Annotated in this window: 24 protein-coding genes; 6 read left to right on the top strand and 18 right to left on the bottom strand. The window is 71.9% G+C overall.

Annotated features, from left to right (window positions below; genetic code table 11):
• Positions 1-78 precede the first annotated feature (78 nt).
• The 3 genes from BLS95_RS03095 to BLS95_RS03105 all read right to left on the bottom strand — a co-directional run bounded on the left by BLS95_RS03095 (position 79) and on the right by BLS95_RS03105 (position 4,187).
• Entirely contained in the window at positions 79-1,542 is a 1,464-nt protein-coding gene (locus BLS95_RS03095) for an aldehyde dehydrogenase family protein (protein WP_245764786.1), read from the bottom strand.
• A 412-nt stretch (positions 1,543-1,954) separates the two neighbouring features.
• Complete coding sequence (locus BLS95_RS03100; protein WP_090928934.1) at positions 1,955-2,632, bottom strand: response regulator; 678 nt, start codon at positions 2,630-2,632, stop codon at positions 1,955-1,957.
• A gap of 25 nt (positions 2,633-2,657) precedes the next feature.
• The gene (locus BLS95_RS03105) at positions 2,658-4,187 is read right to left on the bottom strand and encodes a sensor histidine kinase (protein ID WP_090928937.1); all 1,530 of its coding nucleotides are present in this window, start codon (positions 4,185-4,187) and stop codon (positions 2,658-2,660) included.
• 183 nt (positions 4,188-4,370) lie between these two features.
• Between BLS95_RS03105 and BLS95_RS03110 the strand changes: the two genes are divergently transcribed.
• Both BLS95_RS03110 and BLS95_RS03115 read left to right on the top strand, forming a co-directional pair.
• Positions 4,371-5,693 (top strand): MFS transporter, encoded by a 1,323-nt coding sequence (locus BLS95_RS03110; protein WP_090928940.1) that lies wholly within the window; start codon positions 4,371-4,373, stop codon positions 5,691-5,693.
• A 74-nt stretch (positions 5,694-5,767) separates the two neighbouring features.
• Positions 5,768-6,571, top strand: coding sequence for an NAD-dependent epimerase/dehydratase family protein (locus BLS95_RS03115; RefSeq protein ID WP_090928942.1), 804 nt, complete (start codon positions 5,768-5,770; stop codon positions 6,569-6,571).
• A gap of 19 nt (positions 6,572-6,590) precedes the next feature.
• Here BLS95_RS03115 and BLS95_RS03120 read toward each other — a convergent pair whose 3' ends face one another.
• The 13 genes from BLS95_RS03120 to BLS95_RS03180 all read right to left on the bottom strand — a co-directional run bounded on the left by BLS95_RS03120 (position 6,591) and on the right by BLS95_RS03180 (position 20,083).
• Entirely contained in the window at positions 6,591-7,073 is a 483-nt protein-coding gene (locus tag BLS95_RS03120) for a CoA-binding protein (protein WP_090928944.1), read from the bottom strand.
• Positions 7,070-8,407 (bottom strand): O-acetylhomoserine aminocarboxypropyltransferase/cysteine synthase family protein, encoded by a 1,338-nt coding sequence (locus tag BLS95_RS03125; RefSeq protein ID WP_090928947.1) that lies wholly within the window; start codon positions 8,405-8,407, stop codon positions 7,070-7,072. Before BLS95_RS03125 ends, BLS95_RS03120 begins: the two co-directional genes overlap by 4 nt.
• 19 nt (positions 8,408-8,426) lie before the next feature.
• Positions 8,427-9,638 carry a homoserine O-acetyltransferase MetX gene (metX, locus tag BLS95_RS03130; protein ID WP_090928951.1) on the bottom strand — a complete coding sequence of 404 codons (1,212 nt, stop codon included), beginning with the start codon at positions 9,636-9,638 and terminating at the stop codon, positions 8,427-8,429.
• Positions 9,639-9,708: 70 nt separating this feature from the next.
• Entirely contained in the window at positions 9,709-10,644 is a 936-nt protein-coding gene (locus tag BLS95_RS03135; RefSeq protein WP_090928954.1) for a pseudouridine-5'-phosphate glycosidase, read from the bottom strand.
• On the bottom strand, positions 10,641-10,871 hold the full coding sequence (locus tag BLS95_RS03140) for a tautomerase family protein (RefSeq protein ID WP_090928956.1): 231 nt from the start codon (positions 10,869-10,871) through the stop codon (positions 10,641-10,643). The genes BLS95_RS03135 and BLS95_RS03140 overlap by 4 nt, the downstream gene beginning before the upstream one ends.
• Positions 10,871-14,650 (bottom strand): non-ribosomal peptide synthetase family protein, encoded by a 3,780-nt coding sequence (locus BLS95_RS03145; RefSeq protein WP_218135561.1) that lies wholly within the window; start codon positions 14,648-14,650, stop codon positions 10,871-10,873. The genes BLS95_RS03140 and BLS95_RS03145 overlap by 1 nt, the downstream gene beginning before the upstream one ends.
• Entirely contained in the window at positions 14,647-15,306 is a 660-nt protein-coding gene (upp, locus tag BLS95_RS03150) for a uracil phosphoribosyltransferase (protein WP_090928962.1), read from the bottom strand. The genes BLS95_RS03145 and upp overlap by 4 nt, the downstream gene beginning before the upstream one ends.
• Before the next feature lie 11 nt (positions 15,307-15,317).
• A complete protein-coding gene (locus BLS95_RS03155; RefSeq protein WP_090928965.1) occupies positions 15,318-16,493 on the bottom strand; it encodes a questin oxidase family protein in 1,176 nt (391 codons plus the stop codon).
• Positions 16,472-16,933: a DMT family transporter gene (locus BLS95_RS03160; RefSeq protein WP_090928968.1), complete on the bottom strand. Its 462-nt coding sequence runs from the start codon at positions 16,931-16,933 to the stop codon at positions 16,472-16,474. Before BLS95_RS03160 ends, BLS95_RS03155 begins: the two co-directional genes overlap by 22 nt.
• 40 nt (positions 16,934-16,973) lie before the next feature.
• The gene (locus BLS95_RS03165) at positions 16,974-17,441 is read right to left on the bottom strand and encodes a DMT family transporter (RefSeq protein ID WP_090928971.1); all 468 of its coding nucleotides are present in this window, start codon (positions 17,439-17,441) and stop codon (positions 16,974-16,976) included.
• Positions 17,438-18,127, bottom strand: a complete 690-nt coding sequence (locus BLS95_RS03170) for an HAD family hydrolase (protein ID WP_090928974.1) — start codon at positions 18,125-18,127, stop codon at positions 17,438-17,440. Before BLS95_RS03170 ends, BLS95_RS03165 begins: the two co-directional genes overlap by 4 nt.
• Positions 18,128-18,297: 170 nt before the next feature.
• On the bottom strand, positions 18,298-19,779 hold the full coding sequence (locus BLS95_RS03175; protein WP_090928977.1) for a cryptochrome/photolyase family protein: 1,482 nt from the start codon (positions 19,777-19,779) through the stop codon (positions 18,298-18,300).
• 136 nt (positions 19,780-19,915) lie between these two features.
• Positions 19,916-20,083: a response regulator transcription factor gene (locus BLS95_RS03180; protein ID WP_425434682.1), complete on the bottom strand. Its 168-nt coding sequence runs from the start codon at positions 20,081-20,083 to the stop codon at positions 19,916-19,918.
• Between the two features lie 507 nt (positions 20,084-20,590).
• Between BLS95_RS03180 and BLS95_RS03185 the strand changes: the two genes are divergently transcribed.
• Genes BLS95_RS03185 through BLS95_RS03200 form a run of 4 tightly spaced genes read left to right on the top strand, consistent with a single transcriptional unit; the run spans position 20,591 to position 23,751 of the window.
• Positions 20,591-20,992, top strand: coding sequence for a hypothetical protein (locus tag BLS95_RS03185; RefSeq protein ID WP_245764787.1), 402 nt, complete (start codon positions 20,591-20,593; stop codon positions 20,990-20,992).
• A 37-nt stretch (positions 20,993-21,029) separates the two neighbouring features.
• Positions 21,030-22,475 (top strand): MFS transporter, encoded by a 1,446-nt coding sequence (locus BLS95_RS03190; protein WP_090928986.1) that lies wholly within the window; start codon positions 21,030-21,032, stop codon positions 22,473-22,475.
• Entirely contained in the window at positions 22,472-22,843 is a 372-nt protein-coding gene (locus tag BLS95_RS03195) for a BlaI/MecI/CopY family transcriptional regulator (RefSeq protein WP_090928989.1), read from the top strand. The genes BLS95_RS03190 and BLS95_RS03195 overlap by 4 nt, the downstream gene beginning before the upstream one ends.
• Positions 22,840-23,751: a M56 family metallopeptidase gene (locus tag BLS95_RS03200; RefSeq protein ID WP_090928992.1), complete on the top strand. Its 912-nt coding sequence runs from the start codon at positions 22,840-22,842 to the stop codon at positions 23,749-23,751. The genes BLS95_RS03195 and BLS95_RS03200 overlap by 4 nt, the downstream gene beginning before the upstream one ends.
• 662 nt (positions 23,752-24,413) lie before the next feature.
• On the opposite strand, the gene BLS95_RS53890 is transcribed toward BLS95_RS03200, so the two are convergent.
• On the bottom strand, positions 24,414-24,719 hold the full coding sequence (locus BLS95_RS53890; protein WP_143043564.1) for a hypothetical protein: 306 nt from the start codon (positions 24,717-24,719) through the stop codon (positions 24,414-24,416).
• Positions 24,720-25,335: 616 nt separating this feature from the next.
• Positions 25,336-25,657 (bottom strand): integrase core domain-containing protein (locus BLS95_RS03210; RefSeq protein WP_143043565.1); only part of this gene is annotated, 322 nt, incomplete at its 5' end.

Raw genomic sequence — 25,657 nt, forward strand, 5'->3', positions numbered from 1 at the left:
GCGCGGCCTGCCGTGCTCTCGACACTTTCCGACGCTTTCGACGCCTTCGGACGAGCACGGCAGGCCGGCGGCGGGCGATCACGCCGGAGCGGTCACCACGTGCGATTCGGTGAACTCCAGCAGCCCGTCCGGTCCCATCTCCCGGCCCACCCCGCTCTGCCGGAAACCGCCGAACGGAGCCCGGTCGTCGTTGGCCGAGGCGTTGGCCTGGTTGATCCAGGTCGTCCCGGTACGCAACCGCGCGGCCACGGCCGTGGCCCGCTCGACGTCGGGGGACCAGACCGAGGAGCACAACCCTGACCATTCGGTGTTCAGCCGCTCCACGAGGGCGTCCAGGTCGTCGTAGGGCAGGATCGGCAGCGCCGGGCCGAACTGCTCCTCCGTGACCACCCGCAGGTCCTCGGCCGGATCGAGGACCAGCGCCGGACGGAGATAGTGGCCGCCGCCGGCGACGGCTCCGTCGTCCACGGTGCCGTACTCGCGTACCTCCGCGCCCTTCGCCCGCGCCTGCTCCAGCATCTGCCGGACGACGTCGCGTTGCCGTGCCGTGTTCAGCGGGCCCATGGTGGTCGCGGGATCGAGGCCGTCGCCCACGCGGTGGCCGTCCAGTGCGGCCCCCATGGCCTCGACCAGCTCCGAATATCGCGAGCGGGGGACGTAGACGCGCTTGACCGCCATGCACACCTGACCGGTGGTCATGAAGGCGGCCGCGGCGAGGGCCCCGGCCGTGCCCTCGTCCAGCCGGACGTCGTCGAGCAGGAGCGCCGGGTCGTTGCCGCCGAGCTCCAGCGTGACCCTGGCCAGCGACCGGGACGCCAGCGCCATGACGGCGCGGCCCCCGGCGGTGCTGCCGGTGAACACGACGTGCTGCACGCGGGGATCGGTCAGGAGCGGCTGGACGGCGTCATTGCCGCCGGTGACGACGTTCAGCACGCCCGGTGGCAGTGCCTGCGCCATCACCCGCAGGGTCTCCACCATCGCGAGCGGCGCGGTGGGCGGCGGCTTCACCACGGCCGTGTTCCCGGCGATGAGCGCGTACGGCAGGCTCGCCCCCAGGATGGCCAGCGGCCAGTTGAACGGCACGATGACGGTCACCACGCCGACGGGCACCCGGTGGATCTGGGTGGCGAAGGGCGGCGCGGTGAGGGTGGTCACCGGCGGGAAGCCCGTCGCGAGCGCGGCGGCGGCGCGGGAGCGCCCCTCGAAGACGGCCAGGTCGATCTGCGACTCTTGCAGGCACTTGCCGTTCTCCCTGGTCAGGATCTCGGCCCGGACGGCGACCGAGGCGGCGAGCGGTTCGAAGGCCGCCAGCACCAGTTCGGCCCGCTCGGCGGCGGATCTGGCGGCCCAGCCGGGGAAGGCCCGCTGGGCGGCGGCGACGGCCCGCTCGCAGTCCTCCGGGGTGGCCGCCGCCGTCCAGCCCACGACGGTGTCCGGACCGCTGGGGTCGTGGACCGGGATCCTGTCCGGGGTGGCGACGGTCTCGCCGTCGATGACGAGACCTGTTACCAGGTCGGCGGCGGGCATCGGGTCAGCAGTCATCGAGATCGCGGCGCGGACACCGCGCCGTCTGACCGCGCCGTCTGACCGCGCCGTCTGACCGGGCCGTCGGATCGGGCCGTCGGATCGGGCCGTCGGATCGGGCCGTCGGATCGGGCCGCCGGATTGCGCCGTGACCGCGCCGTCTGATCGGGCCGTCTCACCGGGTCGTCGGATCGGAGGGTGTCCAGGTCGCTCCCTCCCTTCCGTCAGTCGTGCGAGCCGGTGCCGGCCCGGGACGCCGCGCACCACCTCGGTTCTCGCCTGCCCGAGCCGTCGGCCGGGGGTGTCGCCAGGACGCTATAGCGCCCCGCGGGGCGCGTCGTCGCGATAATGACGGCCCGGACCCGTCGATTCCGCGCGGTCGACCGCGACAAATGACGTACGGGGCCGGCTCCGCGGGTCCGGACGGCGATCAGCTCGGCGGGACGAGCCCCTCGCGGATGGCCAGCAGCGCGGCCTGGGTCCGGGAGGACAACTGGAGCTTGGCGAGCACGTTGCTGACGTGCGTACGGGCCGTGCGCTCGCTGATCGTCAGCCGGCCGGCGATGTCCCGGTTGGACTTGCCCTCGGCGATCAGGATGAGGATCTCCCGCTCCCGGGCCGTCAGCGAGGTGAGGCCGGCGGGCGGGGCCGTGATCCGCCGGGTGAGCTGGCGGGCGACGGTCGGGTTGAGGTGCATCCCGCCGGTGACCGCCGCGCGGATGGCCATGGCCACCTCGTCGGGGTCGGCGTCCTTGAGGAGATATCCCGCCGCGTCGGCGGCGAGCGCGACGTGCACCCTCTCGACCTCGCCGAAGCTGGTCAGCACCACGACCTTGACGTCCGGATGGGTCCTGGTGATCGTTTCGGTGGCCGCGATCCCGCCCATGCCGGGCATCTGCAGGTCCATCAGGACGACGTGGGGGAGCGGCTGGCCGAGAGTGCGCCACTCGTTGAGCAGGGCGATGGCCTGCTCGCCGCTGGCCGCCTCCCCGATCATGTGAAATGTCGGAATTGTCGAGATGTAGGCAAGGAGGCCGCGCCGGACGATCGCGTGGTCGTCGACCACCATGACGCGGATGACCTCCGGCATGGTCGTGCCGTCGCTCATCGGCATTCCTTCCCCCGACGCCGCCCTAGCTCGCCAACGGTAGCGTGAGCGTGACGGTCCAGCCACCGGCCTGCCGGGGACCGGCGGCCAGCCGGCCGCCCCAGCGCTCGGCGCGTTCGCGCATCGACACGAGCCCGAGTGTGTCCCGCGGGGCCGCCGCCGCGCCGGGCGCCACGTCGAGCCCGCACCCGTCGTCGGAGATCTCGACGACCAGGCCGCCCTCATGAGCCCTGGCCAGGCGGATGTCCACCGAGGTCGCTCGGGCGTGCTTCACGACGTTGTGCAGCGCCTCCCGGACGATGCAGTAGACGTCCTCCTGGAGGTCGAGGCCGGGGTCCGGGTCGAGGTCGGGTGAGACGCGCACCCGTACGGCCATGCCGGTGCGCGTCCCGACGCTCGCCGCGTGCGCGCGGACGGCGTCGACCAGTGACCGCGCGCCGAGGTCGAGGGGGCGTAACTCGAACACGAGCCGGCGGAGATCTGCCAGCGCGCTCTCGGAGAGCTGGGCGATCTCCTCCGCCGCGTTGCAGACGGCGGCGGGATCGGCGCCGGCGCGGTCGAGCTCCGCACGCAGCGCCTTGGCCTGCATCCGCATGGAGAACAGCTGCTGCACCGCGGAGTCGTGCAGCTCGCGGGCCAGTCGCCGGCGCTCCTGCTCCTGCGCCCGGGACCGGGTCTGGGAGAGCAGGGAGGCGGTGTCGATGGCGACCGCGGCGTGATCGGCCATCGCCTCCAGGAAAGCCAGCGAGCTGGAGCAGGGATCCTCGCCGGGGACGTAGTACGTGTTGATCACACCGACGGTGCGGCCCCGCACGATCATCGGCAGCGACACGAAGTCGTCCCAGTCCGGGCGATCCATGATCTCGTGCAGCGGCCCCCAGCGGGAGTCGGCCATGATGACGGGCTTGCGATGCCTCACCACGACGGGTCTCCTGGTCCTGATGGCCTCCATGAAGAGCACGGTGGCGCCGCGCCGGCGGCAGGCACTCAGGCGCTGGATGAAATCGGGGGCGTTCCCGAAGCCCGCCATGCCCAGCACCCGTAGCTCGTCCGCGGGATCGTCCACGGCCAGGATCTGGACGGCCGCGATGTTGGTGGTCAGCACGATCTCGTGGGCCACCGCGTCGAGGGTCGCGCGCAGGGAGTAGGAGTCGGCGACACTCGATGCCGCCCGGGTGATGGCGGCCAGCCGCTCCTGCTGGCGGCGCGCTCCCGTCACGTCGCTGAACCACACCGCGTACCCTCCGGCGTCCGTCGGCGAGATGCGGTATTCCAGGACGCAACGGCGCCCGTCCGGAGCCGACCACGTGTCGGTATGGCGTGCGGACGGGCCGTTCCACTCCGCCGTGGGGACGAACGGGGCGGGCCGCCCGATCAGCTCCGCGGCGGGCAGGCCGAGCAGTTGCGTGGCCGCCTCGTTGACCATGACGAAGCGGCCTTCCACGTCCAGCAGGGCCAGGCCGTCGGCCGACACCTCGACGAGCGCCCGCACCGTGTGCTCGGTGGTCGAGTCGGTCGGGCCAGGGCCGGTGGACGGGTCCGAGGCTCGTGGCACACCATCATCATCGCCCCGGCCCTCCTCCGCGCCAACTCACGCCGGTCCGAGCGGAACCCGCGACGTAGGACATATGACGTAGACGGGCCACCGCAGAAGCCCGACGACCGACCGGGGCGGCGCGTTTACATTCAGTCCAGCTTTTACCAGGCCCCCACTTCGCCTGTTCGAGGAGCACCCCCCGTGGCTTCCCCTTCATCCACCAGGCAACCATCGACCAAGAGTCTCTTCACGGCCAGCTTCGTCGGCACGTCGATCGAGTGGTACGACTACTACATCTTCGGCACCGCCGCGGCACTGGCCTTCGGCACCCTCTTCTTCCCGCAGGCCTCCAGCACGGCGGCCACGCTCGCCGCCTTCGCGACCTTCGCGGTCGGGTTCGTCGCCCGCCCGCTCGGCGCGGCGATCTTCGGTCACTTCGGCGACCGGATCGGCCGCAAGTCGATGCTGATCCTCACCCTGATACTGACCGGCGGGGCGACCTTCCTCATCGGCGTGCTGCCCACCTACGCCGCCATCGGCGTCGGGGCCCCGCTGCTGCTGGTCGTCCTGCGGATCGTGCAGGGATTCGGCGTGGGCGGCGAGTGGGGCGGCGCCATCCTCATCGCCACCGAGCACGCCTCGCCCCGCCGCCGCGCGGTCTACGGCAGCTTCGCCCAGTTCGGCGTGCCGATCGGGGTGCTCACCTCGAACCTGGCCTTCCTCGCGGTCTCCGGCATGTCCGACGAGGCCTTCCTGTCGTACGGCTGGCGCATCCCCTTCCTGCTCAGCGTGCTGCTGGTGATCCTCGGCCTCGTGGTCCGCCGCCGGCTGCACGACGCGCCGGAGTTCGAGCGCGTCAAGGAGCGGAACGCCACCAGCAAGGTCCCCTTCACCGAGCTGGCCCGGCGGCAGCCGCGCAACCTGGCGCTGGCGAGCCTGGCCTCGATCGCTCCGCCCGCGGTCGGCTACACCGTCATCGTCTACATGCTCACGTACGGCACGACCGTGGTGGGCTTCGAGCGCAGCACGTTGCTCACGCTGATCCTGGCCTCCACCGTGGTGTGGATCGCCACCATCATCGGGGCGGCGGTGCTGTCGGACCGGTACGGTTCCAAACTGCTGTACATCGTGGGCGCGGTGACCGCCGTGCTGTGGCCGCTGCCGATGTTCGGCCTGGTCAACACGGGCAACGCGGGAGCGGCGCTGGCGGCGTTCGTGGTGGCCGCGATGGTGCAGGGGATCATGGCCGGCGCCCAGGGCGGGCTGTTCACCGAGATCTTCGACGTGCGCTTCCGCTACAGTGGGATCTCCATCGCCTACCAGCTCGGCGGCATGATCGGCGGCGCGCTCACGCCCATCGTGGCGACCGCCCTCTTCGAGGCATACCGGTCCTCGACCGCCATCGCCCTCTACGTGGCCGGACTGTCCCTGATCAGCCTGGTCGCCGTGCTCGGGGTCCGCAAGATCGCCGCGCCGGAGGCGGAGAGCGCCGAGCCGAGGACGCCGAGCCCGTCAACCGGGTGACCGGCGACCGCGGCCGGGCGGCGGACGCAGGGGCGGACCGCCGCCACGCCCACGTACGACGCGGAGGATCGCTGATGACCCACCGGATCCTCATCACCGGGGCGGCCGGCCGCATCGGAACGGTGCTGCGCCCGCTGCTGGCCCGGCCCGGCAGGATCCTGCGGCTGCTCGACATCGCGCCGCTCGGCCCCGCCGCGCCGGGGGAGGAGCACCTGCGGGCCTCCTTCACCGACCAGGACGCCATCGACGACGCCTGCCGGGACGTGGACGCGGTCGTGCACCTCGGCGGGCTCGCCGGCGAGGGGCCGTGGGAACGGATCCTGGCGGCCAACGTCGACGGCACCCAGCGGGTGCTCGAAGCCGTCCGCCGCCGGGGCGTGGCCAAGGTCGTGCTCGCCTCCAGCATCCACGCCGCCGGATTCCTGACCCGGGGCGAGGGCCTCCTTCCGCCGGACGCGCCGCCGCGTCCCGACACCTTCTACGGTGTCAGCAAGGCGGCGCTCGAAGCCCTCGGCAGCCTCTATCACTCCCGGTTCGGGATCGACGTCACCTGCCTGCGGATCGGGGCGTTCCGGCCGCGTCCCCTCGCGCTGCCCGACCTCGCGGTGTGGCTCTCGCACGCGGACGCGGCCCGGCTGTTCGAGGCGTGCCTGGCCACGCGCCCGCCCGCGTTCCGGATCCTGTGGGGCATCTCGGCCAACACGCGGCGCTGGTGGTCGCTCGCCGAAGGGGAGGCGATCGGCTACCGGCCACGGGACGACGCCGAGCGCTTCGCGGACGCCATTCCCGGGGCCGAGACCTACGACCCCGCCGATCCCCTCCTCCACCGGGTCGGCGGCACGTTCTGCACCGTGCCCCTCGGCCGGCCTCTCAGCTGACCCATCAGCTGACCGAGGACTACTGGAGCCCGGCGCGCACGGACGTGATGCGCTGCGTGTTGAAGCCGAGCCAGTGCATCCGCCCCACGTAACGGGCGTGCTCGATCTTGACGCAGCGGTCCATGACCACCGTCAGGCCGCCGTCCTCGGCGATCCGCGCGCCCTCCTCGTTGATCACCCCGAACTGGCACCAGAGCGCACCGGCGTTGATCTCCACGGCCTCCCGCGCGATCCCCGGCAGCGCGTCCGGCGCGCGGAAGACGTTGACGACGTCCACCGGCACGGGCACGTCCAGCAGGCTCGCGTAGCTGGTCTCGCCGAGGATCTCCGACTCGCGGGGATTGACGGGGATCACGCGGTAGCCGTGCCGCTTGAGGTAGTAGCCGATGAAGTAGCTGGCCCGCAGCTCGTTGTTGGACAGGCCCACGATCGCGATCGTCCTGGCGGTGTGCAGGACCCGCTGAATCGTCAGCGCGTCCTGGTAGCGCGCGAGATCGGTCATGCCGTCTGCACCTTCTCTCCCATGGCCGCGGCGACGCGGGCGAAACCCTGCTCCAGGTCCCAGATCAGATCCTCGACGGACTCGGTGCCGACCGACAGCCGCACCGATCCCGGCCCCACGCCGGCCGCCCGCAACTCGTCGTCGCTGAGCTGCCGGTGCGTCGTGCTGGCGGGGTGGATGATCAGGCTCTTCGCGTCGCCGACGTTGGCCAGGTGCGACCAGAGCGTCATGCCGCCGATGAGGCCCTGCCCGCCGGCCCGCCCACCGGCGCATTCGAAGGAGAACACCGCGCCGGCGCCGAGCGGCAGGTATTTCTCCACCAGCGGCCGGTATTTGCTCCCCGGCAGGCCGGGGTGGCTCACGTTGGAGGCCAGTTCGTGCGACTCCAGGAACGCCGCGATCGCCAGCGCGTTGTCGACGTGGCGTTCCATCCGCAGCGACAGGGTCTCCAGCCCCTGCAGGAACAGGAAGGCGTTGAGCGGCGCGAGCGCGGCGCCGAGGTCGCGCAGGGTCTCGGCGCGCAGCTTCATCAGATAGCCGTAGGCCCCGAACGTCTCGTGGAAGCGCAGCCCGTGGTAGGCCGGTGACGGATCCGCGACCACCGGGAAACGCCCGTTGGACCAGTCGAACGTGCCGGCCTCGACGACGACCCCGCCGATGCTCGTGCCGTGGCCGCCGATGAACTTGGTGGCCGAGTGGATCACGATGTCGGCGCCCCACTCGATCGGGCGGCACAGGTAGGGCGTCGCGAACGTGTTGTCCACGATCAGCGGCAGCTCGTGCTCGTGCGCGATGGCCGCCACCGTCTCGATGTCCAGCACGTTGCCGGAGGGGTTACCGATCGTCTCGCCGAAGAACGCCTTGGTGTTGGGGCGGACCGCCTGCCGCCAGGCGTCCGGGTCGTCGGGATCGACCCACGTCAGCTCCACGTTCATCTTGCGCAGCAGGTGCTTGAGCTGATTGACCGTGCCGCCGTAGAGGGCCGAGGACGAGACGACGTGGTCGCCCGGCTGCAGCAGCGTGAACAGCGCGGCCGCCTGCGCGGCGATGCCGCTGGCGAAGGCCACCGCCCCCGCGCCGCCCTCCAGGTTGGCCACCCGCTCCTCGAACACCGCGACGGTCGGGTTCATGATCCGCGAGTAGGTGTTGCCGTATTCCTGGAGGTTGAAGTACGCCGCCGCGGACTCCGGGTCCTCGAAGACGTAGCTGGTCGTCTGGAAGATCGGCACCGCGCGGGCGCCGGTGTTCGGGTCGGGGCGCTGCCCGGCGTGCAGTTGCCGGGTCTCGAACCCGAACGCGCGGGCTTGCTCGGCACGGGATGGCTGGTCGGTCACGAAGCTCTCTTCCTCGATGTCATGCGGGCCCGTCTTGGGCCAGGAACCGGCGGATGATGGGAGTCTGCCGCGCTTCCTCCAGCAAGAAGCAGTCGTGGCCGTACATCGCCTCGATCACGTGGGACTCGACCGGCTTGCCGAGGCTCTTGAGCGCCTCCTCGATCTCCTCCGACGCGGCGGGCGGGTAGAGCCAGTCGGAGCTGAACGCGATCAGCAGCGTCCGCGCGGAGACGCCTTCGAGCGCCCGCGCGAGCGATCCGCCGCCGTGCTGCCGTGCGAGGTCGAAATACGTCAGCGCGCGTGAGGTGTAGAGGTAGGTGTTGGCGTCGAAGCGCTTGACGAACGAGTCGGCCTGGTGGCGCAGATAGCTCTCCACCTCGAACTCCGGCTTGTCGATCGTGTAGCGGATGTCGTCGGCGAACTGCAGGCGCCGGCCGAACTTCTCGGTCAGCGCGGGCGCGGACAGGTAGGTGACGTGGCCGACCATCCGCGCCACGCCCATGCCGGCGTCGGGCGCGCTGCCCGTGCCGTGGTAGCGGCCGCCCTGCCAGGCCGGGTCGCGCATGATCGCCTCTCGCGCGATCGCGTTCCAGGCCACCCCCTGGGGGTGGAGGGCGTGCGTGCTGGCGATCGACACGACGGCGTCGACCTGGTCGGGGAACAGGATCGCCCACTCCATCGCCTGCATCCCGCCGAGCGAGCCCCCGGCCACCGCCGCGAGCCGTTCGATGCCCAGCTCGTCAAGGAACGCGCGCTGGGTCCGCACCATGTCGGAGACCGTGATCACGGGGAAGTCGGGCCCGTAGGGACGGCCCGTCGCCGGATCGATCGAGGACGGCCCCGTCGTGCCACGGCAGCCGCCGAGCAGGTTGGTGGAGACGACGAAGTAGCGGTCGGTGTCGAATGCCTTGCCGGGGCCGATCATCCCGTCCCACCAGCCGAGCCCCTTGCGGCTCACGCCGTCGCGGTCCTCGGATCCGAACCCGTCGCGCGTGCTCTCCTCGGGCGGCGCCTTCGCGAACCCCGCGGCGTGGGCGTCGCCGCTGAGCGCGTGGCAGACCAGGATGACGTTGTCGCGCGCGGGTGAGAGGACGCCGTAGGTCTCGTACGCCACACGGACGGGGTGCAACTCCCGCCCGCAGTCGAGCCGGATCGGTCGTGGCAGGTCGAGATACTGCGTCTCGACCGTGCCGACTGAGCCGGGAGAGAGCGTCGGGGCGGGCTGTGACATGGAGCTATGTTATAGCCCGCCCCGGCTCCTGGCCCTGTCGACTATTACTACCAGAAATGTGGGCATTGTCTCAGTCGGGATCCCCGGAGGCGCGGTGGCGGGCGTGGGCGTCCGCGAGCACGCCACCGACCTCGGCCGTGCTGATGAGCACCGCCATGTTCGCCTGCGCGGTACGCCCGCCGGTGACCTCGTCCACGGCCCGCATCAGGTATTTCGTGATGGCGTTGCCCGTGACGCCGTCCCGCTCGGCGGCGGCCAGCGCCTCCCGCACGGCCGCCTCGGCCACGGCGGAGTCCACCGCGTCCTCGGCCCGGGGCGGGGTGGTGATGACCACGGCGCCCTCGTTGCCCGCCGCCCAGTGGTTCTCGACGACGCGGGCGATGACCTCGGGCTCGTCGACGCGGTGCGGGCTGCGCAGGCCGCTGGAGGCGCAGTAGAAGGCCGGGAAGTCGTCCGACCGGTACGACACCAGCGGCACGCCCTGCGTCTCCAGGTACTCCAGCGTCAGCCCGAGATCGAGGATGTTCTTGGCCCCGGCGCAGACCACCGCCACCTTCGAGCGGGTGAACTGGACGAGGTCGGCCGAGACGTCCATCGTGGCCTGCGCGCCCCGGTGCACGCCGCCGATGCCCGCGGAGGCGAAGAACGGGATGCCCGCGAGCGCGGCGGCGACGAGGGAGGAGGCCACGGTGGTGGCGCCGAGCCCGCCCCGCGCCAGCACCACCGGCAGGTCCCTGCTGCTGACCTTCGGGATCCCGGCGGTCGAGGCGAACCGCTCGATGTCGGCCGCGCCCATGCCGATCAGCAGCCGGCCCCCGTCCACCCCGATCGTCGCCGGCACCGCCCCGCCGGCCCTGACCGCGGCCTCCACCTTGGCGGCGGTGGCGGCGTTGTCCGGGTACGGCAGGCCGTGCGTGATCACGTTCGACTCCAGCGCCACCACAGCCCGCCCGCCGGCCAGCGCCTCGGCCACCTCCTCGGCGACCACCAGGGGGATGCCGCTCAACTGCGGTACTCCGGAGTCTTGATCAGCTCGTCGGGCCGGCCGGCGATCCGCGGCTCGTACACGGTGGCGGTCCAGTCACCCGGCTCCACCGGTTCGAGCGCGATCGACACGGCCCCCTCGTAGGTGCCGAACTGCTCCACGACGAGCGCGGTCAGCGTGTCGGCCAGGCGCCGCCGCTGCTCCGGGCCGAGGTCGAGCGGGAAGTGCTGGATGGTGATGTGCGGCATCACAACTCCTTCATGGTCGTGCGGACGGCCCGGGCCAGTTCGGCGACGCCGGGCTCCCTGAGCGCGCCGTAGTGGTCGGCGGCCAGCTCGATCACCGTTCCGCCGACGTCCGGCTGGTGGTCCCCAGCGGCCGTGATGACGGTCACCGGCGCGGCCAGGCCGCCGAACGTGTACGGGAAGGCGTAGGTCCTGGCCACCAGGCGGGCGATCCGGCGGATCAGCGGCCGGTCCAGCGCGGGCAGCAGGTGGTGCACGAAGCCGGTGAAGCTCTCCTCGTCCTCGGCCACCGCCAGGCAGCGCTCCAGGCCGGGGCCGGAGACCGTGCCGGTGAAGACGGAGTGCAGGATCGTCACGTACTCGGGGTTGGCGTACGACGCCTCGCGCTCCCGGGGCCCGGCCGCCACCCTGGGATTGCCGGGGCACATCAGCACGACCCCGTCCACCCGCTCGCCGGCCGCTTCCAGCTGCCTGGCCGTCTCGAAGGCGACGCGCGCGCCGAAGGAGTACCCCCACAACGTGTACGGCCCCTCCGGCTGGACGCGCCGGATCTCGGCCACGTCGGCGGCGGCCATCTCGCCGATCGACGGGTAGGGCTCCTCGCCGGGGTTCAGCCCGTACGCCTGGATGCCGTAGAACGGCCGGTCGTGTGTGCTGTGGCGGGCCAGCAGGCGCAGGTTCATCGGGTAGCCGCCGAGCCCGGGCCAGCAGAACACCGGCCGGCCCTCCGCGACGTGCCCCAGCGACACCAGCCGCGAGGACGGCGCCGCCCGTTTGCCGTCGATGCGCGCCGCCAGCTCGATCAGCGTCGGGGACTCGAACAGCACCTGGAACGGCATCCGCGTGCCGAACTCCCGGTTGACGCGGTTGATCAGCGCCATCGCGGTCAGCGAGTTGCCGCCGGCGACGAAGAAGTCGTCCGTCGCCGACACCCTCTCGTACTTCAGCACCTTCCCCCACGCCCCGGCCAGCCAGCGCTCGGTCCTGGTGGCGGGCGCCGTGTATGGACCGGCCGGGCGCGGGCGGGCCCGGGTCCGCAGCTCGGCGGCGTCCACCTTGCCGTTCGCCGTGAGCGGCAGCGCGTCCACGAGCAGCACCCGGTTGGGCAGCATGTAGTCGGGCAGCAGCCGGGCCAGCTCCTCCTTGATCAACTCGGCGGGGCCCTTCATGTGCACCGCGTCCTCGCGCATGTCCTCGCCCGCGACCTGCTCGGCGCTGACCCGGCCGCCCAGGGCGAAGTACATCGCCTGCGGGGCGGCCAGTCCCGCGCCTTCCAGGATCTGCTCCACGCGCCGCGCCGCGGGCATCGGGTGGCCGCTCTTCGAGCTGTATCCCGACGACATCAGGCCCAGGCCGAGGCCGTTGCGCTGCAGGTGGTGCAGCCGGGCCCCCAGCACCACGTACGCCAGCCACGGCCGCGTGCCCCTGGCCAGCAGGGCGACGCCGAAGGAGGCGCGGTCGTACACCTGCTGGTTGATCGCCACGACGTGCCGGCGCAGGACGAGCTCGCCGGAGACCGGCTCCAGAGCGCCGTCGTGGTGCCGGTACCAGCCCGCCGGCAGGCCCGTCACGCGGCCGGGGTGCGCCTGCACAAAGACCTCGACGTCGTCGGCGCGGGGCGAGCCGTCGCGCGGCCCGATCTCGAACGTGCCGACGTAGTGGTCGCCGGGCTCGACGTTCAGCCGCTCCCGGACGGAGGCGATGCGGTCCACCGGCCGGATGTCCAGCCCGTACCCGGGCAGCACGTCCTCGAAGACGCCCAGCATGTGGCCGGCCTCGAATTCGAGGACCTCGTGCACGTTCTCCCGGTAGACCGGCTCGATCGCCGCCCGCCTGCCGGACAGGTGCACCAGCAGGCGCCTCCCCTCGGGCAGCCGGGCCGGGCCGAGCCGGACCAGGGAGTGGTCCACGGGATGGTAGTAGTACAGTCCCGCCGCCAGGCCGGTCATGCCCGCGGTCTCGACGTAGAGCTGGGTCGCGTACAGGGCGCCCGGTGAAGCGTAGGCGTACTTGGGCAGCAGCCGCTGGTCGCTGCGGAACTGGCCGAACCAGCGCAGGATCCGCCCGAGCTCGCCGAAGGAGAGCCCGTCGAGGTCGCGAGCGCCCGCCCCGGCCGGCCCGGAGCAGGCGAGCAGCGCCAGCAGGTGCCCGCGGTTGACCGATCCGCCCTCGTAGAACCGGTAGGTCTTGCGGGCGAAGGCCGCCTGTCGCAGCTCGGGCGGCTCCTGCCGGTCCGGCAGCGGCACCGCCTCCAGCCCGGCCAGGTCCGGCCGCAGGCCCGCGTCGGCGAGCTGCGCCCGCACCTGCCGCCGGTCGGCCTTGGACATGTGGTGGGCCGAGCCGTGGCTCTGGTCCATCAGGGCGGCTTCCTGCGGGTTCAGCTCGGCGCACACCACCAGCTGCGGCGCCTGGGTCCGCTCGTCGGTCACGACGACGGCCGCCGCCCGCCGTACCCAGCTGTGCCGCTCGGCGGCCCTGGCCACCTCGCCCAGCTCGATCCGGTGGCCGCGTAACTTGACCTGGTCGTCCGCGCGGCCGGCGAACTGGAGGGTGCCGTCGGGGTTCCAGTACGCCAGGTCGCCGGTGCGGTAGAGCCGCTGGGTCGGGATGAACGGCGAGGGGATGAACCGCTCCCTGGTCTGCTCGGGCCGGTTCAGGTAGCCCCGGGCGAGCTGGGCGCCGCCGATGTACAGCTCGCCGGTTTCCCCGATGTCCACCGGGGCGAGGTTCTCGTCCAGGACGAAGCAGTGGGTGTTGTCCACCGGCACGCCGATGGGGAGCGTCTCGTTGCCCTGGGCGGCCGTCTCGGGGTTGATGACGTGCGCGGTGGCGTTGATCGTGCACTCGGTGGGGCCGTACAGGTTGATCAGGGACGTGCCGGGCAGCGTGCCGAAGAACTGCGTGACCAGCCGCCTGGGCAGGGCCTCGCCGCCGGAGAAGACCCGGGTGAGCGCGGCGCAGCGGGTCAGGCCGCCGGTGTCGATGAGCGCTTCGAGCAGCGTCGGCACGCACTGGAGCGTGGTGACGTCGTACGCGACCATGGCGTCGATGAGCGCCTCCGGGTCGCGGTGGCCGCCCACCGGGGCCGTGACCACCCGCGCGCCGAAGGCCGGGGCCAGGATCTCCCACTGGGCGGCGTCGAAGCTCGCCGGGGTCTTCTGCAGGATCGTGGTGCGCGGCCCGACGTGCCCGCAGGTGTGCATCCAGCGCATCTGGGAGGCGATGCTGTGATGCTCGATCATCACGCCCTTGGGCCGGCCGGTGCTGCCCGAGGTGTAGATCACGTACGCGAGCGATCGGGGCCGCCAGGCCGCCTCCTCCGGCCACCGGTCCTGGCCGGCCTCGCCGAGACCGACGACCCGCGTGCCCGGCGGGACCAGCTCCGACAACTCGCGGACGAGGTGGTCCTGGGCGATGACGACCGCGGCCCGGCTGTCCTCGATCATGAAGCGGACGCGGTCGCGTGGGTAGTCGGGCGACAGCGGCAGGTACGCGGCCCCTGCCAGGAGGATCCCCCAGGCGCCGGTCAGCAGGTCGGCCGACGGCTCGGCGTACAGGCCGACGCAGTCGTCCGCGCCGATCGACAGGTCGTGGAGCAGGGCCGCCAGCCGGCCGGCGGCGCGTACGAACTCGCGGTAGGTGAGGCTGCCGCCGGCGCCCGTGACCGCCACGGTGTCGGGCCGGCTCTCGGCCTGCTGGAGCAGGAGGTCGGGCAGGCAGGCTTTCACGCCGACCGGCGGGCGGAGCCCGACCGGCCTGACGGAGGGAGTGATGATCATCATGCCCCCGGGTGGGTGGTGCCGAAGTAGCGGTCGCCGAAGTCGCCGATGCCGGGGACCATGAAGGCGTTCTCGTTCAGCCGCTCCTCGATCGAGGAGACGACGATCTTGACGCGCGGGTGCGCCTCGGTGACGGCGCGGATGCCCTCGGGCGCGGCGATGAAGTCGATGAGCACGATGCGCTCCTCCCGCACGCCGGCCTTGAGCAGCACGTCGATGGCGGCGTTCGCGGAGCCGCCGGTGGCCAGCATGGGCTCCATCAGCAGGACGTGGCCGTCGGCGATGCCCGGGGGCAGGTTCGAGTAGTACAGGTGGGGGAGCTTGGACTGCTTGTCACGCTGGATGAGGATCTTGCCGATGCGGATGCCGGGCAGGAGCTCGCGTAACTCGGCCTCCATGCTCTCCCCGGCCCTCACCACGGCCACCGCGCACAGGTCCGCGGTGTGTCTCAGCCCCTGGTAGGTGGCGCCCACCGGCGTGGTCACCTGGTGTTCGGCGAAGGGGAGCTGGTCCAGCCCGGCCTCCAGCAGGAGGCGGATGATCCGGCGGGAGTGCAGGACGAAGGAATCGAGCCCGGCGGTCCGGTCGCGCACGATCGTGTGCAGGGCGCGGAGCTGGCGGGTCTGCGGAAGCAGGTGAAGGTTGTGCTCAGCGGACATGGCGGGTCCCGTCAGGCGGTGGGCGGCTCTTCGAACGAGGGCGGAAGCTCCGGTGTGGCGGTGAACTGGCCCGCGGCGACCCGGTAGATCGAGCGGCGCCCGCTGCGCTCCCACACCCGGCGCAGCACGTAGACGAGTTTGGGATTGTGCTCCTCCTCTTCCAGGACGGCCCGGCCGACGACCGCATCCCAGTCCTCCTCGCGCGGCCCGTCGTCGACGGCGGCGGAGAAGAGCCGGTGCAGCGCGGCGAGCTTGTCGCGGCGGGGGAGGCCGCCGCCGGAGAAGACGGTGCCGAGCAGCCCGATCCAGAAGCAGACGACGGCGAGGCGTCGCCGGTCGGCGGGCAGGCGCAGGGCGATCTGCTCCACCGCGTGCAGCGAGGTGATCAGGTGCAGCAGCACGAAGTCACCGGGCTGCGACAGATAGAGCAGGGTGACCGCGTAGTACAGCGGCTCCCAGTCGTCGTCCCCGGTCCACGCGGGTGTGTCGTAGAAGAGGGCGTGCCCCTCGCTCAGCGTGCGGGCGATGCGGAACTGCAGGCCGGAGCGGAGCAGTTCGGGATGGATCTCGCCGCGCTCGACGGGCGAGGTGTCGGCGAGGATCCCGGCCACCCAGTGCGCGAGCTCGTCGCGGTTCTCGTCCCAGGTCCCGGCCAGCCGCAGCAGCGAGTCCACCGGCGACGGGTCGGCGGCGCCCGGCGTGACCGCCCGCTCGGGGTGGCAGGTCGCGTAGGAGAAGGCCATGTAGGCCAGGCCCTCGATGGACATCCACCGGTGCCCGGCGTCCAGCGCCCAGCCGAGGTGGATGGTGGCGTGCGTGAACGAGCCGGTCCAGCCGGGCAGCAACTCGGGCACGTAGCGGCGCAGGACCTCGTCGAGGCCGAGCTCCCGCTCGCGCCGGTCGAAGAAGTCGCAGTAGGACCAGAAACTGGTGCGCTGCCCCAGGTGGGCCCGCCAGTTCTGCTCCGTGATGTGATGCAGGTCCGGTTTCGGCGGCTCCAGGCCGAACCCGTACGAGGTCAGCTTCGCGTACGCGTCGTAGTACGCCTGGAGGCCGGCGGCCGGCACGCCCAGCCCGGCCAGGGCCACGACGGCGTGCTTGACATGGTTGGTGAGATGGCCGTTGAACTCGATGTGGTACGTGCGGTCGTCGAGCAGCCGGTCGATCACTTCTCTTCGGTCGGGCACCTGCGGAGCTCCTTCTGCCGGAGACGGGCCTTGACACGGGGCAGGCTGAGCCCCAGGAGCACGAGAGCCACACCGGCGAGCCGGATCGGCGCGGGCAGCGTGCGCTGTTGGACGCAGTCGATCACCACGGCGGACAGCACCTGCCCGCTGATCACGAGTAAGGTCGCGCTCATCGTGCCCAGCCTCGGGAACACATGGCTGTTGACCGCCACGAACAGCGCGCCGAACACCCCGCCCGCGTAGGCGGCGACGGGCACGTCCGTGAGGTCCGGCCAGGTCCGCAGGACGAGCAGGACCGCCGTCAGGAAGGCGAAGCCCACCACGTGGTTCCACACCGAGGCCCTGAACGCGCCGGTCCGGGTGCTGAGCCGGCCGTTGATGGCCCGGCTCGCGCCGATGAGCACCCCGTTGACCAGCGCGAGGATGACGAAGAACAGCACGGGGTCACTCTCCGGCGGGCACGTCGAGGGGGTCCACTCGTCACGCTCCGCCGAGCACGATGAGCACGCTGCCCGCGAGCACGCACCCGGCGCCCGCCAGGTCCGTGGCCGTGATGCGGCGCCTGGGGGTGTGCAGCAGGCCGAGGTGGTCGGAGAAGGTGCCGAAGACCATCTGGCCGGTGAGCATCAGGGCGATGGTGCCGGCCAGGGCCAGCTCGCTGTTGACCGCGACCGCCGACAGCACGACGACGAGCGCGCCGGGGATGCCGCCCAGGTAGTACCAGAGCGGCGCCCCGCCTCCGTCCTGTGCCCCGTGCGTGGGCGCCGGCTTGCGGCGGGCGAGCGCCAGCACCAGCAGCAGGGCGACCACCGCCCCGAGCCCGTGCGCGGCCCAGGAGGCGTACAGCGCGTCGGTGTGCCGGGCGAGCACGGCGTTGGACTGGGTCATCAGCGTGAGCAGCACGCCGCCCGCGAGCGCGAGCAGCCAGTCGAGCGCGCGCCCCGTCATCCCGCCAGCTCCTCGGTGGCGTCGCGGAGGTTCGCGCCGAGCAGGGCGACGACCTCGCCGAACGTGCCGGCGAACCACGTGGGCGCGGCCACGGCCAGCTCGGCGGGGCCCTGCACGCCGTACGTGACGGCGATCGAGCGCATCCCGGCGGCGTTCGCCAGGTGGAGGTCGTGCACGGTGTCGCCCACCATCACCGCGTGTTCCGGCGCCACCCCGAGCGTCCGCAGGACCAGCAGGGCCGACTCCGGATCCGGTTTGGGCCGGGTGACCTGGTCCGCGCCCACCACCAGCTCGAACCGGTCGCGCAGCCCGGCCGCCCGGAGCAGCGCCTCGGCGCTGGCGTGGACCTTGCTGGTGGCGACGGCCAGGCCGATCCCCTGGGCACGCAGCTCGTCCAGCCCGTCGGCGACGCCGGGGAAGACCAGCTCACGGGAGCGCGGCAGGATGAGCTCCCTGAACAGCCGTTGGTAGTGCCGGACGCCGCCGGTCACCAGCTCGTCGTCCGGCGAGAGGCCGAGCAGGCCGCCGAAGGCCCGTTCGAGTGGGAGCCCGATCGTGGCGCGGACGGCCGCCGCCTCCGGTGCCGTGACCCCGAGCGCCCCGAACGCCGCGGTGAAGGTCTCCACGATGGCGCGAGGGGTGTCGACGAGGGTGCCGTCGAGGTCGAAGACGGTCAGGTGGCGCATGACATCCTCTCCGGCGCCGGATGGTCCACGGAGGTCAGGAAGGCTGGATCTTCAAGGTAAGCAGGGATTTGCTGTGACTCAAGGTGGCCATAGGGGTTTTGGGGGGAATGCGCACGGAGGAATAACGGTGGTTCCGCGACCCCGGCCGCGGGCGGTCCAGGCGGCCCGCGTCAGGGCGGGTCGGTGCCGCGGTCCTGTTCGCGGGCGCACACCTCGTCGAGGTCGGAGAGCCGGTGCAGGTTCCTGAGCTGGACGGCCACCCGGTGGTTGCCCTTGAGGCGCTGCTCGTTGCGGGCCAGGAACCACCAGTAGCCCGCGGTGAACGGGCAGGCCGCGTCACCGGTGCGCTCGGCCGGACGGTAGTCGCAGCCGCCGCAGAAGTCGCTCATTCGGTTGATGTAGGCGCCGCCCGCCGCGTAGGGCTTGGTGGCCAGGGTGCCGCCGTCCGCGTACTGGGACATGCCGACGACGTTGGGGATCATCACCCAGTCGTAGCCGTCGACGAAGCAGCGGTGGAACCAGTCGGCCAGGTCACCGGGGCGGAAGCCACGCTGGAGGGCGTAGTTGCCGAGCACCATCAGGCGGACGATGTGGTGGGTGAACCCGTGGTCGCGCACCTGCTCCAGCGCCCACGACAGGCAGCGGGCCCGCACCGCTCCGGCGTCCAGCTCGCGGAACCACTCCGGCGGCCGGACCCTGGCGGCCAGCCGGTTCTCCTTTCGGTAGGCGGGGCCCAGGTGCCAGTACAGGTGCCAGATGTAGTCGCGCCAGCCGATGAGCTGGCGGACGTACCCCTCCACGCTCGCCAGCGGCGCTCTGCCCGCGTGATAGGCCGCCTCGGCGGCGCGTACGCACTCCATGGGGTCGAGCAGGCCGAGGTTGAGCGCGGCGGACAGGAGGCTGTGCGCCATCACCGGGTCGTCGGCGAGCATGGCGTCCTGGTGGGGGCCGAAGCGGGGCAGCCGGTGGGCCGTGAAGTCGTCCAGGGCGGCGAGGGCCTCGGCCCTGGTGGCGGGGAAGGCGCGGGGCGCGTCACGACCGACGAAGGCCATGTCCCCGGCGCGTTCCCACCGGGAGAGGTCGTGCCGGACCCGCTCGTCGATCTCGTCCTCCACGGGCCGCCAGGGGCGCGGGGCGTTCAGCCCGCCCGGGGGAGGGGGCTGGCGGTTCTCGGCGTCGAAGTTCCACCGTCCGCCGGCGGGTTCGTCCCCGTCCATGAGCACGTCCAGCCGACGCCTGGCGTCCCGGTAGAAGTCCTCCATCAGCAGGCGCCCGCGCCCGCGCTCACGCGCCCACCTGGCGAACTCGGCCTGCGTGCTGGCGAACCCGCGCGGCTCCAGCACGGTGACGTCCCGCAGCCCGGCGACGAACTCCGCCGCCGCGTGCGAGGTGGGCCGGCACACCGTCAGCGGCTCCCGTACGCGGGCGAGGGCCTGGCCGTAGGTGTCGCCCTGGACGAAGACGGCCCGGTCGCCGAGCTCGGCCGCCCGGTGCCGCAGCGCGGAGAGCACCAGGTGGGCCTTCTGCCGGTGGAACCGCCGGCGACGCAGCACGGCCCGCGACTCGATCAGCAGCACCGGCTGCCCGGCCGCGTCGAGGAAGTGCTCCCCGAGCTGATCGGCGAAGATCCAGCGCCTGCCGTCGGTGCCCATCGCTCACTTCCCCCGCACGAGCCCACGTGTCCCCGATCACTACCTACCGCCCGCGAGGGAGCGACACGCCCGCCCCGACGGCCGGAAGCCGTAAAGCCCCAGCCTGCGAAGGCGTTACCTGGCGATCTCGTGGCTGTCAGCGGAGGATGCCCCGGCCATAGGCGACGGCGACGGCGGCGGCGCGGTCCTTGGCACCGAGCTTGCCGTAGATGTGGGTCAGGCGGCTCTTGACGGTGGCCTCACTGATGAACAGAACCGCGGCGATCTCCCGGTTGTGGGACCCCTTGACGACCAGGCGCAGCACGTCGCGCTCGCGGCTGCTCAGGCTGTGGTTCGCGGCTGCTCAGGCTGTGGTTCGCGGGTGCCCGCACCTGGGAGACGAGCCGGGTGGACGTAGGGCTTCCTCAGCCGGTCGACTTCGATGATCGCCATGCCCCGAGGATCTCCCGCCGCACACCGGCGGGCATCGCCCGTCGCGCTGGAGCTGACATCAGCCGATCGGTTGATGCCGCCGTACGGCCCCTCGACCCCGCCCCCGTACGGCGGCCCCGTGCCCGTACGGCGGTGACGTGCCCGGCGAGTTACGCGAACGTCAGGGCGCCGCTCGATCCGGCCCCGTAACTGGCTCCGCAACTGGCCCCGCATCTGATCCGTCGTTTGACTCCGGCCTGCTCCCGGGACCGCCTGCTACAGGTCGTAGTATGACACGCTGTAGTAGAAGTGCGCGCCCGAGGCCCGGGGAACTGAAGGAGAGGACTGGCATGGAGCTCGCGGACGAAGCGGTGGCCGTTCCGGCACGCCGCTGGGGACGATGCGTCGAACGTCCGGCCGCCTCGGCGCCGCGCGTCTCGTGAACGACGCGATCGCGGCCGTGGTGATCGGCTCGGGTTCGTTGCTGGCGGTGGCCGGCCTCGTCACGGCGATCCGCGACCGGCCGATGGGGATGATTCTGCTGATCGCGTTCGCGGTGCTGGAGGTCGCGGTGCTCGTTCAGGGCGGCGTGACGATCGCGGCCGTCATCGGGGGCGGCGGGCCACGGGACCAGGTCCCGCTGTTCGGCTACCTCCTCGGCACTGCGGTGATCCCGCCGGTCGCCGTGCTCATGGCTTTGGCAGAACGGAGCCGGTGGGGTTCGGCCGTCCTGGTGGTGGCCGGGTTCTCGATCGCCGTGATGACGGGGCGGTTGCTGCAGATCTGGGAGGGGCTGGCGTGACTCATACCGTTGTGCCGGACACCGGAAGGGTGACGTGATGCGGCGCTCGGCGCAGGTGGTCATCTCCGCCACGGTGTTCGTCGATCTGCTGGGCTTCACCGTGATCCTGCCGGGGCTGCCGTTCTTCGCCGCACGGTTGGGCGCCGACGGGGCCGCCTTCGGCCTGGTCATGAGCGCTTACTCGATCGCCCAGTTCGCCTGCGCGCCGCTGCTGGGAAGGCTCTCCGACCGGTACGGCCGGCGCCCTCTGGTGCTGCTGGCGCTCGCCGGGTCGGCGGTCTCGCTGGCGTTGACCGGGGCGGCCGGGTCACCGGCCTGGCTGCTGGCGTGCCGGCTGCTGGCCGGTGCCTGCGGAGGCAGCATCTCCGTCGCCCATGCCTATGTCGCCGACACGGTGCCCGCCGAACGGCGTACCGGCGCGATGGCCCAGCTGGGGGCGGCGATCGGCGTGGCCTTCGTGGTGGGACCGGCCCTGGGGGCGCTGCTCGCGCCGTGGGGGTTCGCGGCGAGCGCGTACGCCGCCGCCGCCCTGGCCGCGGCCAACCTGGTGGCCGCCGCGATATGGCTCCCCGAGCCCAACCGGCCGCGCCCCGAGCCGAACCGGCCGTGGCCGGGAGCTGAGATGCGGGGTCTTGGGCCGGACCTGTCGCGCCCGGGGACCGAAGTGAGGGATCTTGGGCCGGGCCGGTCGTGTCCCGAGTGCGAGCGGCGGGGTCCTGAGCCGGACCGGCCGCGTCCGGGGGCTGAGATGCGAGAGCCTGGGCCGGGCCTATGGTGTCCCAATTCTGAACCGCAGTGTCCTGGGTCGGAGCCGTCGCGTCGCGCGGCCGGGTCGCGGCGCCCCGCACCGGAGCGGTCACGTCGTGAGGCCGCGCCGCCTGGCGTGGGCGGTGGTGGTGGCGTGAGTGGTGGCGTGGGCGGACGTCTGGTGGTGCTGGTGGCCGTGGCCGTGTTCCTGGCGATGACGGCGTTCGTCGGGATGGAGACCACCCTGGCCTTCCTGGGCAACGACCGGTACGGCTGGGACACCGCCGCCATCGGCCTGATCCTTTCCGCCGCCGGACTGTCCATGGCGGCGGTGCAGGCCGGCCCCGTCGCCCTGCTCTCACGCAAGTGGGGGGAGGCCCGCGTCGCGGCGGCCGGGGCGGCGCTGATGGCCGGGTGCCTGCCGGTGATCCCCCTTGCGCCCGAGGACTGGTCCGTGGTGGCGGTGTGCCTGCTGTCGGCGGGACACGGCCTGCTCACCCCCACCCTGAACAGCCTGCTGGCAGGAGCGGGAGCGGCCGACCGGAGCGGAGCCCGGCTGGGTCTGGGCCAGTCCGCCGCGGCCGGCGGGCGCATCCTCGGACCGGCCGCCGCTGGGCTATTGTTCGACCTCGGGGCGGTGCTGCCCTATGTGGCAGGGGCGATCCTGGCGGGGCTGGCGATGGCCGCGGTGCTCGCCCTGCACGCCGTGCGGGATCCGGTCGAGGAGAGTGCGTGAACAGCCTGGGTGATCTCGAACGCCGCATCATGGACGTGCTGTGGAGCACCGGCTCCTGGCTGACCGTGCGCGACGTCCTCAACCAGATGAGCGACCGGGACCTGGCCTACACCACCGTGATGACGGTCATGAACCGCCTCGTCCGCAAGGACTTCCTGCTGCGCGAGCGTACTGAGGACGGCCGTACCTGGCGCTACCGACCGGCCGCCGGGCGGGAGGCGTACGTGGCGGAGCTGATGTTGTCGGCCCTGTCGGAGACCGGCGACCGGATAGCGGCGCTGGGCCACTTCGCCCGCTCGGTCACCGCGGAGGAGGCCGAGGCACTGCGCGAGGCGCTGCCGCAGGACCGGACCCGGGAGCGGCCGTGACGTACGCCGTCCATCACCTTGTCACGCTGGCCCTGGCGTGGGCCGCCGGAGCGGTGATGGCCCGGTCGCGCTGGAGCGTGCGGGCACCGCGTACCGGGGTGCTGATCTGGCAGGCGGTGGCGCTGACGGCGATCATGTCGCTCGTGGGCGTCGCCCTCGCCGTCGGGCTGTCCCCGTACCGGCTCGGTGTGGTGCCCGCGCTGGCCCGCTTCGCCGCCGATGGGTGGGCGGGGAGCCTGCCCGCGGGCATGTCGGCCGGGCACCTGCTGGCCGTCGGGGCGGGGGTGGGGCTGGCGGGCTGGTTGCTGGCCGCGTTCGGACTGACCTGCCGGGCGCTGGCCGGGCTGCGGCGTCGGCAGCGTACGCTGCTGAGGCTGGTGGCCCGCCCGGATCCGGGGGCGCACGAGGCGCTGGTGGTCGAGCATCCGGCGGTGGCCGCGTACTGCGTGCCCGGCAGGCAGGCGACGATCGTGCTGAGCACCGGCACGCTCGGGCTGCTGCATGCCGACGAACTGGCCGCCGTGCTCGCCCACGAGCGCGCCCACGTGAAGGAACGGCACGATCTCGCGCTGCTCCCGTTCACCGTGCTGGAGCGGGCATTCCCCTGGATTCCGGCCGTACGGCTGATGCGGCGGCAGGTGGCGGCACTGGTGGAGATGCGGGCCGACGACCGCGCCGCCCGCGCGCACGGCCGTACGAGCCTGTCGTCGGCGCTGCGCCGCTTCCGCGCCAGCGACCGCCTCCCCAGCCCAGCGGGCACGCTCGGCGGTGCCGAGGGCGACATCGACGCCCGCCTCGACCGGCTCACCACGCCCACCAGAACGTCGCTCCCGCTACGCACGCTGCTACTGTCGACCGCGCTCACGGTGGCCAGCACACCGCTGAGCCTGTTCCTGCTACCCATGTGACCCGGCCACCAGAACAAATCACCGGTCGCGAGTACGTCCAGGACGGACGAAACCGCCAGGAGAACGAGCCGACGCGATTAGAACGCACCGGCACCTGTCGCGCCCAGGACGCACCGACACCCGTGACGCCCAGGACGTACCGGCGCCAGTCGCGCCCAGAATGAATGCACGGGCACGTCGTGCTCAGGACGCACCGGCACCCGTCATGCTCAAGACGTACCGGCGCCAGTTGCGCCCAGGATGCACGGGCACGTCCGTGCTCAAGACGCACCGGCACCCGTGGCGCCCAGAATGCACCGGCGCCCGTCGCGCCCGCCGACGCACGGAACACTGCCGTCAGCCCTCAGGAACCGCGCTCTGGGCGATTTCCCCGGGCGAGCCGTGGAAGGCGAGTCAACGCACGGCCGATCCGCCTCAGGCGCCCCCGGGCAGGTGGCGCACCACGTTACTGGTGATCAACGGGACCCTCGTCGACGCCGCTTCCGTGACTTGAGTGCCGTCGCGCGGGGGGCGGCCGAGCTGCACGACGGCGACCATTCGGTGACTGGGTGACTTCGATGACCAGGCGCTAGTGCAGTAGGTACCGGATCGCCAAGCTCGCTCAGGAGTTCCTCCGAGATGAGAACTCTCTCATCGTTGGCTCACGCTGATCCAACCACCGCTCACCAGGCTGGAACCCAGCCGAGCGGTAGGGGGACGGGGTGAGGCGAAGGTCGTGGTGGCGACTGCTGACGGTGGCAGCCGCCTTCCTGTACGCCGCAGCGCCGATGCCTCCGGCCGGGCAGACGCCTTATCCAGTGGCTATGCCTGGCGTCATGGGCGTCGCGGCGGCTGACGACGACGATGACGATCACGGCGACGATCACGGCGACGATGACAATGATGATGACGACGACGAGGGCGACCACGCGGGCGACCACGACGGTGACGACGTGCGGTGGATTGCCCCTCAACGTGATCGCGTTCAAAAGGGAATGCAGGGCCGAACGAGCAGAAGTTCGCGGCGCGGTGAACGGTCGAGACGGCAACCGGACCCTGACGCCGACACTGTCAGCAAATCGCGTGAAACGGAGCCAGGCCCTTCCCACGGCGATGGCGCCACCACAAAGTCGGGCAACTGTGAAGACTGCGCGGCCGTCGAGATGCAGATGGGCACCCCTTCCACCCATGGCGATTCCACCGACGGTTACCAATGGCGTGCGCTGGTCGCGCTGACGGCCATCGCCGGCACGGCCGCCCTCCTAGGGGCGGCTTATTGGCTGATGCCCAGGCTCGATCCACGCCATCCCGTTCCGTCATCGGGGCATGCGCCCATGGACATCCCCGAGGTGCAAAGGGACCCTGGCCGGCCACCCGTCGTGCTGACGAAGGTGACGCTCAGTCGAGCCCAGCGGTCCCAAGCAGGATGGCGATGGCGGCGATCACCAGGAGAACGAGGACCAACATGACGACAATGACAGCCATCACGACCCGCTGCCCGCCATCTGTTGTGTCGTGATGTGGTGTGTGGCTGCTGGCCTTGCCATCACGGTCTGCTGTCCGGGTGAGCTTGTTCCGCTTTGACGGACACCATCGTTGTGGTGTTCAGGCCGCGGTGGCCTCGAAGTCGGCGGGGCTACGGTAGCCCAGGCTGCTGTGCAAGCGGTGCAGGTTGTACCAGCCCTCGATGAATTCGAAGATCGCGCTGCGGGCGGCAGCGTGGGTGGGCCAGGACTGGGCGTCGAGGAGCTCGCCCTTGAGCGTGGCGAAGAACGACTCGGCCAGCGCGTTGTCCCAGCACTGGCCGGTGCGTCCGACCGACAACCGCACCCCGAGCCGTTCAGCCAGGGCGGCGTAAGCGGCGCTGGTGTACTGACAGCCCCTGTCCGAATGAAAGATCACCGGCCCGGTGGGGCGGCGGCGTGCA

Origin of the sequence: Nonomuraea jiangxiensis (assembly GCF_900099965.1) — a bacterium.
Lineage (GTDB): Bacteria > Actinomycetota > Actinomycetes > Streptosporangiales > Streptosporangiaceae > Nonomuraea > Nonomuraea jiangxiensis.